The 16705-nt window shown below is 68.9% G+C and carries 12 protein-coding genes; 3 read left to right on the forward strand and 9 right to left on the reverse strand.

The window, feature by feature from the left end; translation table 11 throughout:
- Positions 1–53 precede the first annotated feature (53 nt).
- A complete protein-coding gene (locus tag QJ043_RS09480; protein WP_283713457.1) occupies positions 54–2387 on the forward strand; it encodes a pyruvate formate lyase family protein in 2334 nt (777 codons plus the stop codon).
- A 79-nt stretch (positions 2388–2466) separates the two neighbouring features.
- Here the strand turns inward: QJ043_RS09480 and QJ043_RS09485 are convergent, their stop codons facing one another.
- Together QJ043_RS09485 and QJ043_RS09490 are read right to left on the reverse strand one after the other, a co-directional pair.
- Entirely contained in the window at positions 2467–3339 is an 873-nt protein-coding gene (locus tag QJ043_RS09485) for an HAD-IIB family hydrolase (protein WP_283713456.1), read from the reverse strand.
- A gap of 167 nt (positions 3340–3506) precedes the next feature.
- Positions 3507–4670: a pyridoxal phosphate-dependent aminotransferase gene (locus QJ043_RS09490; protein ID WP_283713455.1), complete on the reverse strand. Its 1164-nt coding sequence runs from the start codon at positions 4668–4670 to the stop codon at positions 3507–3509.
- A 466-nt stretch (positions 4671–5136) separates the two neighbouring features.
- Here QJ043_RS09490 and QJ043_RS09495 point away from each other — a divergent pair, with 466 nt between their 5' ends.
- Positions 5137–6090 (forward strand): SGNH/GDSL hydrolase family protein, encoded by a 954-nt coding sequence (locus QJ043_RS09495; protein ID WP_283713454.1) that lies wholly within the window; start codon positions 5137–5139, stop codon positions 6088–6090.
- A 161-nt stretch (positions 6091–6251) separates the two neighbouring features.
- On the opposite strand, the gene QJ043_RS09500 is transcribed toward QJ043_RS09495, so the two are convergent.
- From QJ043_RS09500 to QJ043_RS09515, 4 genes are read right to left on the reverse strand one after another with little or no spacing between them, the layout of a single operon-like run.
- On the reverse strand, positions 6252–7745 hold the full coding sequence (locus tag QJ043_RS09500; protein ID WP_283713453.1) for a UxaA family hydrolase: 1494 nt from the start codon (positions 7743–7745) through the stop codon (positions 6252–6254).
- Positions 7742–9265, reverse strand: coding sequence for a tagaturonate reductase (locus QJ043_RS09505; RefSeq protein WP_283713452.1), 1524 nt, complete (start codon positions 9263–9265; stop codon positions 7742–7744). The genes QJ043_RS09500 and QJ043_RS09505 overlap by 4 nt, the downstream gene beginning before the upstream one ends.
- A gap of 1 nt (position 9266) precedes the next feature.
- Complete coding sequence (gene uxaC / locus QJ043_RS09510; RefSeq protein WP_283713451.1) at positions 9267–10688, reverse strand: glucuronate isomerase; 1422 nt, start codon at positions 10686–10688, stop codon at positions 9267–9269.
- A complete protein-coding gene (locus QJ043_RS09515; protein ID WP_283713450.1) occupies positions 10685–12367 on the reverse strand; it encodes a glycoside hydrolase family 28 protein in 1683 nt (560 codons plus the stop codon). Before QJ043_RS09515 ends, uxaC begins: the two co-directional genes overlap by 4 nt.
- A 499-nt stretch (positions 12368–12866) precedes the next feature.
- Between QJ043_RS09515 and QJ043_RS09520 the strand changes: the two genes are divergently transcribed.
- Complete coding sequence (locus QJ043_RS09520) at positions 12867–13943, forward strand: LacI family DNA-binding transcriptional regulator (protein ID WP_283713449.1); 1077 nt, start codon at positions 12867–12869, stop codon at positions 13941–13943.
- 46 nt (positions 13944–13989) lie between these two features.
- Here QJ043_RS09520 and eda read toward each other — a convergent pair whose 3' ends face one another.
- The 3 genes from eda to QJ043_RS09535 form a co-directional block, all read right to left on the reverse strand.
- On the reverse strand, positions 13990–14613 hold the full coding sequence (gene eda / locus QJ043_RS09525; RefSeq protein WP_283713448.1) for a bifunctional 4-hydroxy-2-oxoglutarate aldolase/2-dehydro-3-deoxy-phosphogluconate aldolase: 624 nt from the start codon (positions 14611–14613) through the stop codon (positions 13990–13992).
- Positions 14614–14658: 45 nt separating this feature from the next.
- Entirely contained in the window at positions 14659–15672 is a 1014-nt protein-coding gene (locus tag QJ043_RS09530; RefSeq protein ID WP_283713447.1) for a sugar kinase, read from the reverse strand.
- A gap of 173 nt (positions 15673–15845) precedes the next feature.
- On the reverse strand, positions 15846–16703 hold the full coding sequence (locus tag QJ043_RS09535; protein ID WP_283713446.1) for a sugar phosphate isomerase/epimerase family protein: 858 nt from the start codon (positions 16701–16703) through the stop codon (positions 15846–15848).
- Positions 16704–16705: the final 2 nt, after the last annotated feature.

Below are 16705 nucleotides of genomic sequence, written 5' to 3' on the forward strand. Positions count from 1 at the left end.
TCATGAAACGTAAATTTAGGGACTGTCCCTCATTACACATCAAAGGAGCATCCATGAGCGCCACCAGGAGTGCCGTTGAGGGCACCCAGAACGTCGAAGTCTCCCAGCCCATCCCGTGCGAGAAGACCCCGGCCGAACAACTCGCGATCATGGAGGAGTACACCCGCGTGCACCGCGAGCACACGGAGGCCGGCAGCCCGCGCGCCATCCGCGAGGCCGCTTGCCTGGACGTGCTCTTCCCAACGATGTTCCGCCACATCCAGCAGGACGACCTCATCGCCGGGCGCCTGGACTTCCTGCCCATCGGCTTTGGCTCCGTGACCTCGGTGGGCGGCGTCGGCCACTACTGCGTGTTCCACAAGCTCCGCGCGTTCCAGGAGACGCTCGCGGACCCTGCCGAGAAAGCCCGCGTCGACGCCCTCTACGACTACTGGGTGAACCAGGACACCAAGGCCCTCTACTGCGAGCAGGCCCTCGACGAGGACAAGCTCGGAGGCCCCAAGCTCGGCCGTTTCATCGACGCCGCCTATCCGGCCATGGCGACGGCGCGGCTCAGCGGCATGATGCTCGACTACGGCAAGCTCCTGGACCTCGGTGTGGACGGGCTCGCGGCGCTCATCGAGCAGAAGCGCCGGGACGCCCCCGCCGACGCCGGCGCCGCGTTCTTTGACGGCGCGACATCCGTCATGGGAACCTTTGGCCGCGTGATCGAGCGCCAGGTGCAGTTGGTGGAGGACGAGATCCCAGCAGCCGCAGGCCAGCGCCTCGACGACCTGCTGATGATGCGCGAGGACCTGCTCGCCATCCGCCACGAGCCGCCGACGACGTTCCACCAGGCGCTCCAGCTCTTCTGGCTGTGGGCCCTCTGCGCCGGCTGCATCAACTATGGGCGGCTCGACGTGCTGCTCGGCACGTACCTCGTCAACGACCTTGAGAACGCCACGCTGACCCACGACGAGGCCTACCGCATCCTCAAGAGCCTCTGGACGCTGATCGAGAACCGCCGCACGACGGTGAACGGCCGCATCATCGTCGGCGGCCAAGGGCGCCCGGACCCCGAGACGGCCGACGAGTTCTGCCGTCTCGCGCTCGAGGTCTGCCATGACTGCCGGTACGTGGAGCCGCAGTTCACGCTGCGCCTCGACAGCACGACGCCCGAGAACATCATGCAGGCGGCCTACCGCTGCCTCGCCGCCGGCGCCACCTACCCGACGCTCTACAACGACGACGTCGAGGTCCCGGCCGTGATGTCCGCGATGCGCCTGCCGCAGCAGCTGGCCGAGCAGTACGTGCCGTTCGGCTGCACGGAGTTCGTGATCGCCGGCAAGTCCGTGGGCACCCCCAACACGCTGATCAACGTCCTCAAGCTGCTGCAAATGACGCTCAACGAGGGTGTGGACCCGGACGACGGGCTGCAGAAGTGCCAGGGCCTGGAGCTGCCGCCCTGCGAGGAGTTCGAGACCTTCGACCACCTCATGGCCGCCTACCGTGCCGTGCTCGACCACTACCTCGACCTGCTGATGGATGCCCAGGCGCTCTCCTACGGCGTGATGAACGACCAGGTCTCGTTCCTCTTCACGTCGGTGCTCATGGACGACTGCCTCGGCCGCGGGCGCGCGCTGCTCGACGGCGGCGTCGAGATCCTTGGTGGCACCAACGAGGTGTACGGGCACGTGAACGCGGGCGACGCGCTCGAGGCCATTCGCGAGCTGGTGTACGAGGAGGGGCGCTACTCGCTGCGACAGCTGGTGGACGCGGCGAACGCCGATTTCATCGGCACGTTTGACGGCGTCGACGGCGAGACCATCCGACGCGACCTCTGGAACTGCGACAAGTACGGCAACGACATCGCGCGCGTGGACGACCTCGTGAACGAGGTCTACTGCTACACGGCGGCCGGCTCGCGCGACCGGGGCATCGAGCGAGGGCTCGGCTACTTCCTCGTCGTGGTATCCAACAACCAGACCAACACGGACTGGGGACATCGCACGGCAGCGAGCTTGGACGGGCGCCACGCGGGCGTGTACCTCAACCCGGCCAACAACCCGCAGGGCGGCGCGGCGCGCCGGGGGCCGACCGCGATGCTCGCGAGCCTCGCGAAGATCGACTCGACGCTCCACGCAGGGTCCGTGCAGAACGTGAAGTTCACGCGGTCGCTCTTCAATCACCATCCCGAGAAGGTCCGCGCGCTCTGCGACACGTACTTCAAGCTCGGCGGCTGCCAGCTGATGGTGACGTGTGTGGACCCGGGCGAGCTGGAGCACGCGCAGCGACACCCGGAGGACCACCCGGACCTCATCGTGCGCGTGGCGGGCTACAGCGCGCGGTTCGTGGACCTGCCCCGCGACGTGCAGGACGAGGTCATCTCGCGCGCCCTTTGGGGATAACGTCCGTCCCCCAGCTATCGCCCGACGGGTTCTGACTCATTGAAAGCTATCGATGAGTTAGAACCCGTCGGGTTTTGCCTCACAGATTGGGGTTGATCACCCGCACGACGCGGTCGTCGCCGCAGAGGTCGAGCACGTCGTCGATCAGCCCCAGCGCCACGCAGGCGCGGTAGATGCCGGAGTCGTCCACGGACGTCGTGATCATGTCGGCCACGCGCTTCGCGCGCCAGTCCGCGTTGCCCATCGCGACGCCCGTGCCCACGGCCTCGAGCATCGTCGCGTCGTTGCCGCCGTCGCCGAAGGCCATCGCGTTGCAGCTGCTGAGCCCGTTGTGCTCGAGCACCGCCGCCACGCCGAGGTCCTTGCCACCGGTGGCCGGGATGATGTCGCAGAAGTCCTCGGTCCAGCGCACGAGCTTGACGCCCGGCGCGATGTCCGTGATGCGATGCTCCTCATGCGCCGGCAGGAACGCGTTCATCTGAAAGACGGTGCACTCACGGGGGTCCGTGTCCGGATCGAGGTCGAACACGACGTTGGCGTGCTCCTCGGCGGCGACAATCTCTGGCCCCTTCTTGGGCGTGAATGCGCGGTCCGGCAGCATGTAGACGATGTCGAACTCGCCGCGGTCGTTCGCGTCCGCGATGGCGGCCACGTCCTCCGGGCTGATGGCCGTCATGCGAAAGATACCGCGGTCGTCCAGGCACACTTGGCCGGAGTTGCAGAGGAAGCCGTCGAAGCCCTCGAAGTCGCCGATGCCGTTGCGCAGGAAGTCCGGCAGCTGGAAGAGGGCGCGGCCGGAGGCGACGAAGATCTTCACCCCGTTGCGGCGCAGCTCGCGAAGCGCCACGCGCGTGGACTCCGGCATGCCGTGAGTCTTGAACGAGACGAGCGTGCCGTCGATATCAAAGAACGCGATCTTGATGGGCGCGTCCTTGCAGTGCTTGTGGGACATGGAGGTCCTTTCTCTCACGGAAGGGCTTATGCCCATCGGAGTGGGACGGAAGTGCCTGACACTCCTGTCCCTGCGCCGTGATCCAGGTGGGACGGAAGTGCCTGACACATCCGTCCCTGCGCCGTGATCCAGGTGGGACGGAGGTGCCTGACACGCCTGTCCCTGCGTCAGGCGCCGAAACCCGCCGCGCCGATGCGCGCCACCGCGTCGCGCAGGCCGTCCGGCGGCAGCACGAGCGCAAACCGCACGTACCCCTCGCCCCTCGGCCCAAAGCTCGCGCCCGGCGTCACCACGACGCCCGCTTCGTTCATCAGGTCTTGCACAAACTGCATCGAGTCCGTGTACCGATCCGGCAGCTTGGCCCACACGAACATCGTGCCCTGGGCGTTCGGACGCTCCCAGCCGATCTGCTCCAGCGCGTCGCACAGCGCGTCGCGACGCTCGCGGTACCGTTGGCGCTGCTCCTCCACCGGCTCCAAAGGCCCGGTCAGGGCCGCGATGGCCGCCCGCTGCGCCGGGACGAAGGTCCCGAAGTCGATCTGCCCGCGCAGTTTGCGGAGCGCCGCCACCACATCGGGGCGCCCCACCAAGAAGCTCAGGCGCGCGCCGGTCACGTTGAAGGACTTCGAGAGCGAGAAGAACTCCACGCCCACGTCCGCCGCACCCGGGAACCGCAGGAAGGAGCCGCCCCGCTCGCCGTCGTGCACGATGTCGGAGTAGGCGTTGTCGTGCACGACCAAGAGGTCGTGCTCCCGCGCGAAGTCGATGACCTCCTCGTACATCTCGTCCGTGCCCACAGAGCCCACGGGATTGGCGGGCAGCGATATCACCAGGTACTTCGCGGCGTCCGCGACCTCGGGGTCGATGTCCGCGACGTGCGGCAGAAAGCCGTGCTCGGCCACCATCGGATAGTAGACCGGCTCCGCGCCCGCCAGCCTCACCGCGCCCGCGAAGATCGGATAGCACGGGTCCGGCACAAGCGCGGTGTCGCCCGGGTCGAGCAGCGCCAGCGCCAAGTGCCCCATGCCTTCCTGTGTGCCCGAAACGAGCATCGCCATGTCCGGCGTGACCTCGACGCCGAAGCGCCGACGGTAGTAATCGCAGAGGGCCTCGAGCAGCGCGGGCTCGTCGTGCAGGGCATAGCGCCAGCTGACCGGGTCCTGTGCGGCCTCCACCAGCGCGTTCACCACATGCGCCGGCGGCTCGAAGTCCGGCGTGCCCACGGACAGGTCCACCATGTCGCGGCCGCGCGCCTCGAGGGCGCGGCGCTGCGCGTTGAGGGACGCGAAGACCTCGTCGCCAAAGGCATCGAGTCGGGAGGAGAACTGCATGGAAGCTCCTTTGAGCGGGGTTTCAAGCGACACAAGGGGCATTGTAGCGAGGGTTCAGGGGGCTATCGGTGCGGCAGCGCACCGCGCTTCGACCTGAAACGACAAGAACCTGCCATTTCGAGCCGAAGAGCGGTGCACCCCCACCAGCACGCACCGCTCTTCGGCCTGAGCCTGCAAGATGTCATAGGCACAATTGCAAGTTCAGAGGGAATGGCGGTGCGTGCCAGACTCGTTGCACCGCCGTTCTCTTCGAATCAACGCGAACATGCGCTTTCACGCCTATCGGCGGTGCGATCCACCATCCCCGTGACCCCGAGCGGATCCCCCGGGGCAGGCCACTCCCACTTGGCATGCCTTATCTCGCCCGCGAGCCGCTCGGCCAAGCCCCGCCGATTTGCCGCCGCCCCTCGCGCCGGCGCGGCGCATGCTACACGCGACCCGTGCACCCACCCAGAAAGGAACCGCCATGCTCGTCTCCGTCATGGGCGACTCCATGTCCACCTTTGAAGGCTTCATCCCGGAGGGCTGGAACGTCTTCTACACCGGCGAGAACTGCGAGGCCACCGGCGTCACCACGGTCGACGACACTTGGTGGATGCAGGTCATCCGCGGCATGGGCGGCGAGTTCCTGGCCAACGCCAGCTGGTCCGGCAGCTGCGTGGAGGGCGTCGGCTACCCCGCCGGCGAGTCCCGCGCGCGCACCGACGCGCTGCAGAAGGACGGCGCGCACCCGGACGTCGTGCTCATCTTCATGGGCATCAACGACTTCGGCTGGGGCGGGACGATGAACCAGATGCTCGGCCGCGGCACGGCCACGCCCACCAACATCGACCTGGCCAAGTACCCGGTCGTGGCGCCGGGCCCCGCGCCCGTCGACGCCGCCGAGAAGTTCGGCGAGGCCTACAGCCGCATGCTGCAGAACATCGTCTGCGACAACCCCGGCGTCGAGGTGTGGTGCCTGACGCTGCCGGTGGGGCGCATCGTCGGCGCGCCGAGCACGGCCTTCACCTATCCCTACCGCGGCAACCACTTTGACCGCTACAACAACGCGATCCGCGTCGCGGCGGGCCAGTGGCCCGGATGCCACGTGGCCGACTGCCGCGCCCTGATGCTGGACTACGAGGCCGTCGACGGCACGCACCCCACCAAGAGGGGCATGGAGCAGATCGCGAGCATGGTGCTCCATTGCATGGGCCTCGACGACGCCCCCACGGACTGCCCACGCTCGGAGCAGGTGTGCTTCCAGGAGACGTGCATCGGGTGCCCCTACGCCCGCGGCACCGCCTTTGGCTGGAACACCGTGTGCGAGCTCTCCTTCCCGGAGCCGAGCTTCACGAATGTCCGAGGCGTGGACGCCCAGGCGGCGCCCTCCGGCCCGGCGCCGAAGGCTCAGCCCTGGGATCCCGAATTGAGCCACTAGAAACGCGTTTTCGACAGGTTCCAAACGATCGTTTGTAACTGGGCGGGACAAAGGTGCCGGTCACCTGTGTCCCGCCGACCTGTGAAGAGGGACAGGGGTGCCAGACACCGTCGTCCCGCTCATCGCGACGTGGGACGGACGTGTCCGGCACCCGCGTCCCGCTACAACGTGACGCCGTCCTTCCAGATCGCGAGGCCTCGGGCGCCGCGGTGCTCGGCGCTTGTCAGCTCGCCCGACGCCACGGCTACCAGCTTGTCCAGTAACTCGTCGGCCACCACGTCCAACGACAGTCCTTCGGACACCGCACGCCCGGCGTCGAAGTCCACCCATCCGTGCTTCTTCTGAGCCAGCGCACTGTTGGACGCCACCTTGACCGTCGGCGCCGGCGCCCCGAACGGCGTCCCGCGGCCGGTCGAGAACAGGATCACCGTCGCCCCTGCGGCCGAGAGCGCCGTGCTGCTCACCAGGTCGTTCCCCGGAGAGCACAGCAGGTTGAGCCCCTTCCGCTCCACGCGGTCGCCGTACCCCACCACGCCCGAGACGGGCGCCGTGCCGCCCTTCTGCACGCAGCCACAGCTCTTGTCCTCGAGCGTCGTGATGCCGCCGGCCTTGTTGCCGGGGCTCGGGTTCTCATAGACCACGGCCCCATGGGACAGGAAGTACTCCTTGAAGCCGTTGAGCAGGTCGCAGGCCTCGTCAAACACCTCCCGGCTCTCGCAGCGGCCCAACAGGAGCCCCTCGGCGCCGAACATCTCCGGCACCTCGGCCAGAAGGCTCGTGCCGCCGGCCGCGACAACGGCGTCCGACACGCGACCGATGACCGGGTTCGCTGTGATGCCGGACAGTCCGTCCGAGCCGCCGCACTTCAAGCCGAGCACCAGCTCCGACAACGGCTGCGCCTCGCGCCGGTCGCGCCGCGCGACGTCGGCCAGCTCGCCGAGAACCTCCAGCCCCGCCGCCAGTTCGTCCTCCACGTCTTGGCAGCGGAGGTAGCGCACACGCTCCGGGTCCAGAGAGCCCAACGCCTCGAACAGCATCTCCTGCGTCACGTTCTCGCAGCCGAGCGACAGCAGCAGCACGCCGCCCGCGTTGGGATGGTGCGCCAGGGACGCGAGCACCTGCGCCGTGCGCGCCAGGTCGTCCCCCATCTGGCTGCAGCCATAGGGGTGAGAGAAGGCGACCACGGCCTCGAGCCCGTCGCCCACCAAGCCCTGGGCCTCGGCCGCCAGCTCAGCAGCGGTGTCGTTCACGCATCCCACCACCGGGATGATCCAGAGCTCGTTGCGCGTGCCCACGCGGCCGTCGGCGCGTCGGTAGCCCTGGAACGTGCGCTCAACGGCCGGCCGCGCCAGCTCATGGGCCTCCGGCTCCCAGCGGTACTCGACGGTGCCCGACAGGCTCGTAGCCAGGTCGTGCGTGTGCACCCATTGGCCCCGTTCCAAAGGGCGGGTCGCGTGGCCGATGACCGCGCCGTACTTCACCACCGGGTCGCCCGAGTCGAGCGCCGTCAGAGCGACCTTGTGGCCGCGGGGCACGTCGTCTTGCAGCTCCACGTTGCACCCGTCCGGGCCCGGCACCGTCTCCCCCGCCGCAAGGTCACGCAGCGCGACCGCCACGGAGTCCCCGGGGGCGATCTGCACCATCGCCGCGCTCATGCTGCGACCTCACTGGTCTCTGCAATCGCAGCAGCGAACGCCGCCAGCGGCCCCTCGGCGCGAATCACCGTCAGCGCCCCGAGCACCGCCGGCTCCAACCCCGGAACGTCGCTCAGGTCCTGGCCCCAGAACGCCGTGTTGCGCAGCACGTCAGCCACCAAGGTCGCGTCGTCCGTGCCCCGATGCTCCCAGTAGAAGTCGAGCACGTCGTCCTCGTCCTCGGCCACATAGGGCGTGCCGTCCGCACGGCGCAGGTGCAGCCCCTCCTCGTCGCGCCCCTCGACGCCCGTGGTGTAGAAGGCGATGAGGGCGGCGAGGCTCGCAGCCAACGTCTGCGGCACCGCGCCCGTTGCCTCGACGCGTTCCAGCAGCGTGGGCAGGTCGCGCCCGCGCCACTTGGACGTGGAGTTGAGGCAGATGGCGAGCAGCGAGTGGTCGATGAACGGGTTGTCGAACCGATCGGCCGTCGCTGCGATGAACCCGTCCACGTCCTCCGGCGCCAGCGTCTCGAGCAGCGCCGGGCGCACCGCGTCGCCGAGCAGCGCGTCCATGAACCCACGAACCACCGGGTCATGGAGCGCATCGCGCACGATGTCGTAGACCGCCAGCCACGCGCCGGGGACAAAACCCGTGTGCGCGCCGTTCAGGATGCGCACCTTGCGCCGTTCGAAGGGCGCGATGTCCGGCGCGACCGTGACCGTGTCGATACCGGCGCTTCCAAAGGGAAGCCGCCGCTCCAGCGCATCGTCGCCCTGAATGACCCAGCACTCGAACGGCTCGCGCGCCGCCAGGAACCCGTCCTCGTAGCCCAGCCCCAGCGCGGCCACTGCCGCAGGGTCGCGCACGGGGCCGGCCACGATCGAGTCCACGAGCGTCGACGCGAACACGCACTCCTGGTCCAGCCAGGCGGCGAACTCCAGCGGCAGGCCCCACTCGTCGGCATGGCGGCGCACGAGCGCGAAGAGCCGCGCCCCGTTGTCCTCCACCAGCTCGCAGGCCAGCACCACAACACCCGGTTGCCCCGCCTCCCACCGGCGATACAACACCTGGGTGAGCTTGGCCGGATAGCTGGCAGGCACCTCGTCCTCCAGAGAGCAGCCGGGGTCCCAGGCGATGCCGGCGTCCGTCGTGTTCGAGACGATAAGCTCCAGCTCCGGCGACGTGGCCACGCGCAGGATCTCCTCCCGGTCGGTCGCCCGGTGCGGGTTCAGGCACTCCCTCACGCTTGACACCACGTGCCGCTCGTCGACCACCTGACCGTCCGCTCGCCCGCGAACGAGCACCGTGAACAGGCAGTCCTGTTCGTTCCAGGCGTCGCAGCGCTCGGTGCGCGGGGTCCTCGGCTGCACGACGGCCACGGAGCCGCCCCAACCCGCCTGGTTCGCACGGTCAAAAAAGAGGTCCGCGAACGCCCGCAGGAAGTTGCCGTCGCCGTACTGAAGCACCTTGACCGGTGCGTCGGCCGACGTCGCCAACGGAAGCCCGAGCTGCTCGGCCACCTCGCGATTCAACACCGCCATCTCACGCCTCCTTGAGCGGGAAGCCGAAGTAGCGCACCGCGTTGTTGTAGGAGATGTCGCGCACCAGCCGCGCCAGGGCTTCGGGGTCGTCCGGGTACGCGCCCGCCTCCACTTGCTCGCCGATCAGGCTGCAGAGCACCCGGCGGAAGTACTCGTGTCGCGGATAGCTCAAGAAGCTGCGCGAGTCCGTCAGCATGCCGATGAAGTTGCCGAGCACGCCCTCCTCGGCCAGGGCCGTCATCTGTGCCCGCATGCCCGTCTCGGAGTCGTTGAACCACCAGGCGCTGCCGTTCTGCAGCTTACCTGCGCAGGGGGCCTCCTGGAAACAGGCCATCACCGTGTCGATGAGGACGTTGTCGTTGGGGTTGAGCGAGTAGAGCACCGTCTTCGGCAACGTCCCCGCCTGCTGCAGCGCGCCGAGGAAGCGCGCCAGACCGGACGTGGACGTGGGCGCGTCGATGCAGTCGTAGCCGGTGTCGGGCCCGAGGCGCTCGAACATGGGGCGGTTGTTGTCGCGCCGGCAGCCGAAGTGCAGCTGCATGACCCACCCGCGCTCGGCGTACTCGCGCGAGGCCCAGGCCATGAAGGCGCTCTGGTACTGCAGCACCTCGTGGCCGCTCAGCGGCTCGCCCGCGAGGCCTGCCGCGAAGACGCGCTCCACCTCGGCGGGGTCAGCCTCTGTCCAGTCGACGGACTCGAAGGCATGGTCCGCCGTGCGGCAGCCCATCTGGTCAAAGAAGTCGTAGCGCTCGTGCAGGGCGGCCGTGAAGTCGGCGAAGCTCCCGATCGTCCGGCCCGACGCGGCGCTCACACGGGCCACGTACGCGCCGAACTCGCCCGAGCGCTCGATTCGCAGCGCGCCATCGGGACGACAGGCGGGCAGCACCTTGACCGAGAAGCTCGGGTCGGCGGCCAGCAGCTGATGGTACCGGAGGTCGTCCGCCGGGTCGTCCGTGGTGCAGAGGAGCTTCACGCCCGAGCGCTCGATCAGGCCGCGGCAGCTCATGTCGGGCTCGGCCAGCCGCTCTTTCGCGAGGTTCCAGACCTCCTGCGCGCTCGCGCCCGTGAGCGGTTTGTCATAGCCAAAGTACCGCTTGAGCTCCAGGTGGGCCCACTGGTACACGGGGTTGCCGATGCAGCGCTCAAGGGTCTCGGCCCACTCCTGGAACTTCTCGCGGTCGGAGGCGTCACCGGTGATGAAGCGCTCGTCCACGCCGTTGGCGCGCATGAGGCGCCATTTGTAGTGGTCGCCGCCGAGCCACACCTGTGTGAGGTTCTCGTAACGGCGGTCCTCCCACACCTCCGCCGGCGAGATGTGGCAGTGGTAGTCCACAATCGGTAGACCGGCGGCCACGTCGTGGTAGAGCCTCTCGGCCGTGGCAGTGGTGAGCAAGAAGCTCTGGTCGTCCATGAACGGTTTCATGAGGCACAAACTCCTGTCCCTGGTTGTTCGTCGATGAAAGAGGCGGCCGGGCGGTCGGCGCGGCGGGACCCGTCGCTCTGGGACGCTGGTGCCGGAGCCGTCCGTCCCGGATCCAGGACGGTCACCGAGCCCAGGATGCTGCCCACCCCCTCGGCCGCCACGGGCGCCCCGTCCACGCCGCAAAGCCGCACGTCGTCCAGCGCCAACTCGCCCACATAGGACACGTTGAGCCCGCTTCGGCACAGCTTGGGCACCCCGCAGGCCATGGCGGGCACGGACGGCTCGGCATCGTCTGCGAAGGACACCGAGACGTGCTCGAACGTCAAGCGGTCGATGGGCTGCTCGGGCAGTCCGCTGATATGGCTCGCGCAGCACTCTGCGTTGGTGGCCGTGATGTCGCGGAACGTCACCGACGCCACGCAGGGCGTGCGGTCGTCCACGGGCAGTGCCTCGCGACGTTGGACATAGTCGCTCTGACCGTCGGGGTCGCAGAAGTAGAAGGAGTTGATCACAAAGGGCGTGAGCACGCGGTCCATGGCCAGGCGCTCGAAGGTGACGTTCTCCACCACCGAGTCCTTGCCGCGGCCGCGGCGCGTCTTGACGCGCAGGCCTCGGTCCGTGCGCTGGAACACGCACTCGCGAGCGGTCACGCGGCGCACGCCGCCGGCGATCTCGCTGCCCACCACCACGGCGCCGTGCCCGTCGTGCATCGAGCAGTGCTCGATGAGAACGTCCTCGCATGGTGGCCGCAACTCGCGCGGCACCGTGGCCTTGCCGCTCTTGATGGCGATGCAGTCGTCGCCCACGTTGAAGTCGCAACCGGCCACGTGCACGCCGGAGCAGCTTTCGGGATCCAGACCGTCGGTGTTGGGCGAGTCCTTGGGGCCGTTGACCGTGAGGCAGAGAAGGTCGAGGTCGCGGCAAAGGCGCGGGTGCAGGTTCCAGCTCGGGCTGTTGTCGAACGAGAGTCCGGCGACGGTGACCCGGTCGCACTGGCTCAGGAACAGAAGGCGCGGACGCGCGGCGACGCGGATGCGCTTGGGCTCGAACCACCAGTTGTCCTCGTCGGCCGTGGCACCGCCGTCCACGAGGCCGCAGCCGCAGACCACGAGGTCCGAGCAGCGCAGGCCGGTGAGCCCCGCCGCGAACATCGGCATGTCCTCGCCCTCCCACGCGCCGAGGGCCAGGCCCGGCGCCAGATCGGGCCCCGCAGGGAGCACCGGGACACGGTCGCGGTCGTGGCACGGACGCAGCGCGGCGCCTGCGGCCAGCTCCAGCGTCATGGCGCTCTTGAGGAAAAGGGCGGTCACCGCGTAGTCGCCGGCCGGCAACAGCACGCGACCCTGCGCGGGGCACACGGCGACGGCGGCCTGAATCGCGGGCGTGTCGTCGTGGACGCCGTCGCCCCGGGCGCCAAAGGCGTGGACGTCGAGCACCGCGGACTCCGGCTTTGTGGCGAACGCGACCGAGCAGGTCCCCGCCGGGCCGTCGACCATCACGCGGTGCTCGGAGCCAGGCTCGAGACCGTCGACATAGAACACCGTGCGGGTAACCGGATCCCGTGGGACGCCGTCCACCACCAGCCTGGCAGGGGCAGCGAGCTCGAAACGGCCTGCTCCTTCGCCGGTCGCCTGCAGCACCGCTTCGCGCGACCCCGCCCACACCACCTCGAGGCCCATGCAGCCCTCCTGACGTCTTCGCTCGTCCTCGAACGATGCCCATTCCAGACCCCGTGAGCCGTTTTGTCAATCGGTTTACCTCCTGACGCACGGAGGGTCCGGCAAGCGCGCCGACTCGCTCCAAACGTATGGGCTGAAAGCGTGGGACCGGTTCCGCAGCATGGGCCGGGCGTGCAGAGGCTCAACGGGCATAATCACTGCCGAGGTGTTCGACCTGCACATACATCCTCAAGCTGGGCGAACCAGTGCCACACGACCGCAGGGTTTCTGTATAACCTGAAAACCCACGACCTTCGATGTCCGCAGCATTCGCAAGCAGGAGCCATTCTGCAAACGGTCGGTGGTACCGGTTTCAGCGGTTCGCCCCTGCCGATAAGGTAAACCGGATCTCCTCCGTGACGGAATCAGCGGCTATTCATATAGTCAGCAACTAGATGGCGACCACGGACGGCACGGCCGCGCTACAGTGGAGAACACGACCCCCTGGAAGAGGATGCCCATGGCCACCACCGGTAACTCCCGCAGACGACCCACCATCAGCGACATCGCCAAGGCCGCGCACGTCTCCAAGACCACGGTGTCGCGCTTCATCAACGGCCGCACGGACGAGCTGTCTCCGGACCTGGCCGCCCGCGTCGAGGCGACCATCCGAGAGCTGGACTACCACCCGAGCGCCGTGGCCCGCAGTCTCAGGTCGCACCGGTCGTACACGGTGGGCGTGCTCGTGGCGAACATCGCGACGCCCTTCGGCACGTCGATTGTGAGCGGCGTCTCGGAGCGCCTGCGCGAGGCCGGCTACACCGCCATCGTGGTGGCGGCCGACGACTCGGCGCAGCGCCAGGGCGAGCTGGCGGACACGCTGCTCCGGCACCAGGTGGACGGACTCATCGTCAACTCCGCCACCGACAAGGACCATGACCTCGTCCGGCTCGGCGACCGGGGCGTGCCGGTCGTGCTCGTCGACCGCGCGGTCGAGGGCGCGGACTTCGACATCGCCCTCTCCACCTACGACGCCTCGATGCGCGCCCTCGTGGAGCACTTGGCCGAGCAGGGCTTCGCGCGGGCCGCCCTCTTCACCGAGCCATTCGTGGAAGTGGGGCCGCGTCGCGACCGGCACGAGGCCTTCTGCGCGGTCGACTGCGGGGCCTTTGGCTCGCCCGACCCCGAGGCGGACGTGTTCGTGGTGAACCCCTGGGAGCACGAGACCGTGGACGCGGCGCTCGACGAGCTGCTCGCCACCACGGACGGCCCGCCGGCCATCGTGGCGACCAACACGCTCACGCTCATCGGCGCGTTCAATGCGATCCAGCGGCGGGGCCTCTCCATGCCGCAGGACGTGGGACTGTGCGGCCCCGACGACTGGGGCTGGGCGCACCGCATGGGTTGGGACTGGCCCGAGAGCCTGGGCCCGGGAGTGACGACGATGGTCACGCGCCCTTACAGCATGGGTTTCGCGGCGGCCGACCTGATGGTGACACGGTTGGCACAGCCAGAGCGGGCGCACGAGACGCGCGACATTCCCACGGACGTCGTGTTCCGCGCCTCGACGCTGCTCGGCAGGGCGCAGGCCTCCTAGCCATCGACCCGCACCGGGACACTGGTGCCCGGCACATGTGTCCCTGTCACAGCCCGGCGGCCTTCGCCTCCCGGCAGAGTTGCGACACGCGCGCCCAGTCGCCCTCGGCAAGCGCGTCGGCCGGCGTGAGCCATGTGCCGCCCACACAGAGCACGTTGGGTTGCGACAGGTACTCGGCCTCGTTGCTTGGGCGCACGCCCCCGGTGCACATGAAGCGCACATCCGAGAAGGGGCCGGACAACGCCTTGAGGAACGTCGGCCCACCTAGCACGGACGCCGGGAACAGCTTGAGCACCGTGAGCCCTTGCGCCTTCGCCGCCATCACCTCGGACGGCGTGTCGACACCCGGGATCACCGGCACGTCGTGGTACTGGCACCAGGCCACGGTGCCCGGGTCGTAGCCGGGCGCCACGACGAAGCGCGCGCCAGCCTCCACGGCCCGGCGTGCCATGTCCGGGTTCAGCACGGTGCCCGCGCCCACGAGAAAGTCCGGGAGCGCCTCCGCGATGCGCGCGATGGCCTCGACTGCCGCGTCCGTGCGGAACGTCACCTCCGCCGCCGGAAGCCCGCCGGCCGCCAGTGCCTCGGCCACGGCCACGGCCTGGCCCGGGTCCTCGATCGTCACAACGGGCACCACCCGCAGCGATGCCAGCTCTTCGATCACATCCATAGTTCCGTTGCCCTCTCTCTTCTCGGCAGGTCGGGACCCGACCCGCTAGGCGGCCGTCTCCTCATGAGTCCCTGCGTCCAGCGACGCCCGCGGAGCTGCCCCCATGAACGCGGCCAGCTCCTCTCGGGTGGGCAGCCCGTCGTTGTCGCCACGTCGCGTCACCTGCAGCGCGCCGATGGCACATCCGCGCGCCGCAGCGTCGGCCGAGCCCAGCCCTTCTGCCAGCGCGGACACCGCGCCGGCGGCGAACCCGTCGCCCGCGCCCACCGTGTCCACCACGCGGGGCACCTCATAGCCCGGCACGTAGCCCTCGGACCCGTCCCGCGACACCCAATAGGCCCCTGCGGGTCCCAGCTTGATAATCGCGAGGGACGCGCCGAGCCCCAGCCAGCGACGTCCGGCCTCCTCGGGATCGGCCGTACCGAGTAGCACCTCGCACTCGCCAATGCCCGGCAGCACGACGTCCGCGAGACCGCCCAACGTCTGCAGCGTGTCCTGCATGAGGCTCGAGCTGTTCCAGAGCGACGGCCGCACGTTGGGGTCGAACGTGACGCGCGCGCCCGCCGCGCGCCCCCTGATGGCCAATTCGTAGGCGGCCTCACGGCAGCTGGCAGAGAGCGCAGGCAGAATGCCCGTCAGATGGATCGTGTGGTAGTCGCCCAGGTCGAGCGCGTCCACGTCCGTCGGCGAGAGCGCCGACGCGGCGGATCCGGTGCGGTAGTAGTAGATGTCCGGGTCGCCATGCTTCGCCAGACCCTTGAGCATGGAACCCGTGGGGCGCGTCGCATCGCGCGCCACGCGCGCCGTCGAGACGCCCTTCTCCCCCATCGCCGCCAGCACCGCGTCGCCAAAGGGGTCCGTGCCGAGGCGTGTGAGGTACTCGGCCTCGTGACCCAGGCGCGTGAGGCCCACCGCCACGTTGAGCTCGGCGCCGGCGAGCCCCTGGCTCCACGCGCCCACCGAGGCGAGCGGCCCCTCCTGCTGGGCCATCAGAAGCGCCAGGGGCTCCCCGGCCAAGAGGAAGCGCTGGGATCGAACGGACGCAGCTGCCTGGTCCATGGTGGCCGTCCTTTCTCGACGAATCGGAGTGCCTTCTGGTACCTATGGAACTCCCGTCGATTCTGTTAGTCAACCGGTTTGCCTACCGATTCACGCCGGAATCGGTACCAAGTTCCGCAGAACAGAAGGGCACGGGCGCCCCATCCAAGGCAGGCGTCCGTGCCCTGTGCGTCTTACCGGCTTTGCAAGTAGGAAAGGCAGCCCCGCACGGTGTCCGGCGTCGAGGCCTCGGCCACGCACTGAATCCAGGGCTTCTGGTCGCGCGCCCAGGCAACGACGGTCCCATAGTCGTAGCAGCCGGTCACACCGGGGCCCGTGCAGACCAGCGCCCCCGGCCGCCGCTGTTCCGGGACGACGAAGTCCTTGGCATGCAGTACCAGCACGTTCTCGCCGCAGAGGCGCTCCATACGCTCCGCCATCGACTGTTGGTACTCCACGTCGCACGCCAGCGAGGGGTCCAGCTGTGCCACCGGGTCCCAGATCACGCCCAGGACCGGCGACGACACCTCCTCCAGCACCCGCGCGCACCGTTCCGGCGTGTGCACCGTCTCGCCCCAGCCGGGCTCGATGGCAAAGGTCACGCCGACCTGCTCAGCGATCCTGCACGCCAGCGATAGGCCGGCCGAGAACCGCTCGAGCGCAGCCTCGCCATGGCGCTCATCGGTCAACCGGTTCTCCACGTTGGGTCGTCCGGTCTCCGTGCCCACCACGCAACCTCCGAGCCACGCGGCGAACCGCAGGCACGCGGCATACTCGGCCAGCTCCTCGGCCAAGGCGGCGTCGTCCGGCACGGCCAGGTTCCGGTAGCAGCCGAACACGGCCACCCTCACGCCGGCCTCGTCGCACGTCTCGCGCAGATGGGCCGCCAGCCCAGGCGTCAGGCATTCGCGCCCGCATCCGCAGGCGGCGTACACGGCTTTGGACGCCAGGTGGATGCAGGAGAACCCCAGCTTCCCCGCCAGCCGGATGCGCTCCTCGAGCGTCCCTTCCGGCAGGTCGTGCAGCCGCACGCCCCAGCTCAGCTCCCCCATGG

Origin of the sequence: Kribbibacterium absianum (assembly GCF_030067705.1) — a bacterium.
GTDB lineage: Bacteria > Actinomycetota > Coriobacteriia > Coriobacteriales > Atopobiaceae > Kribbibacterium > Kribbibacterium absianum.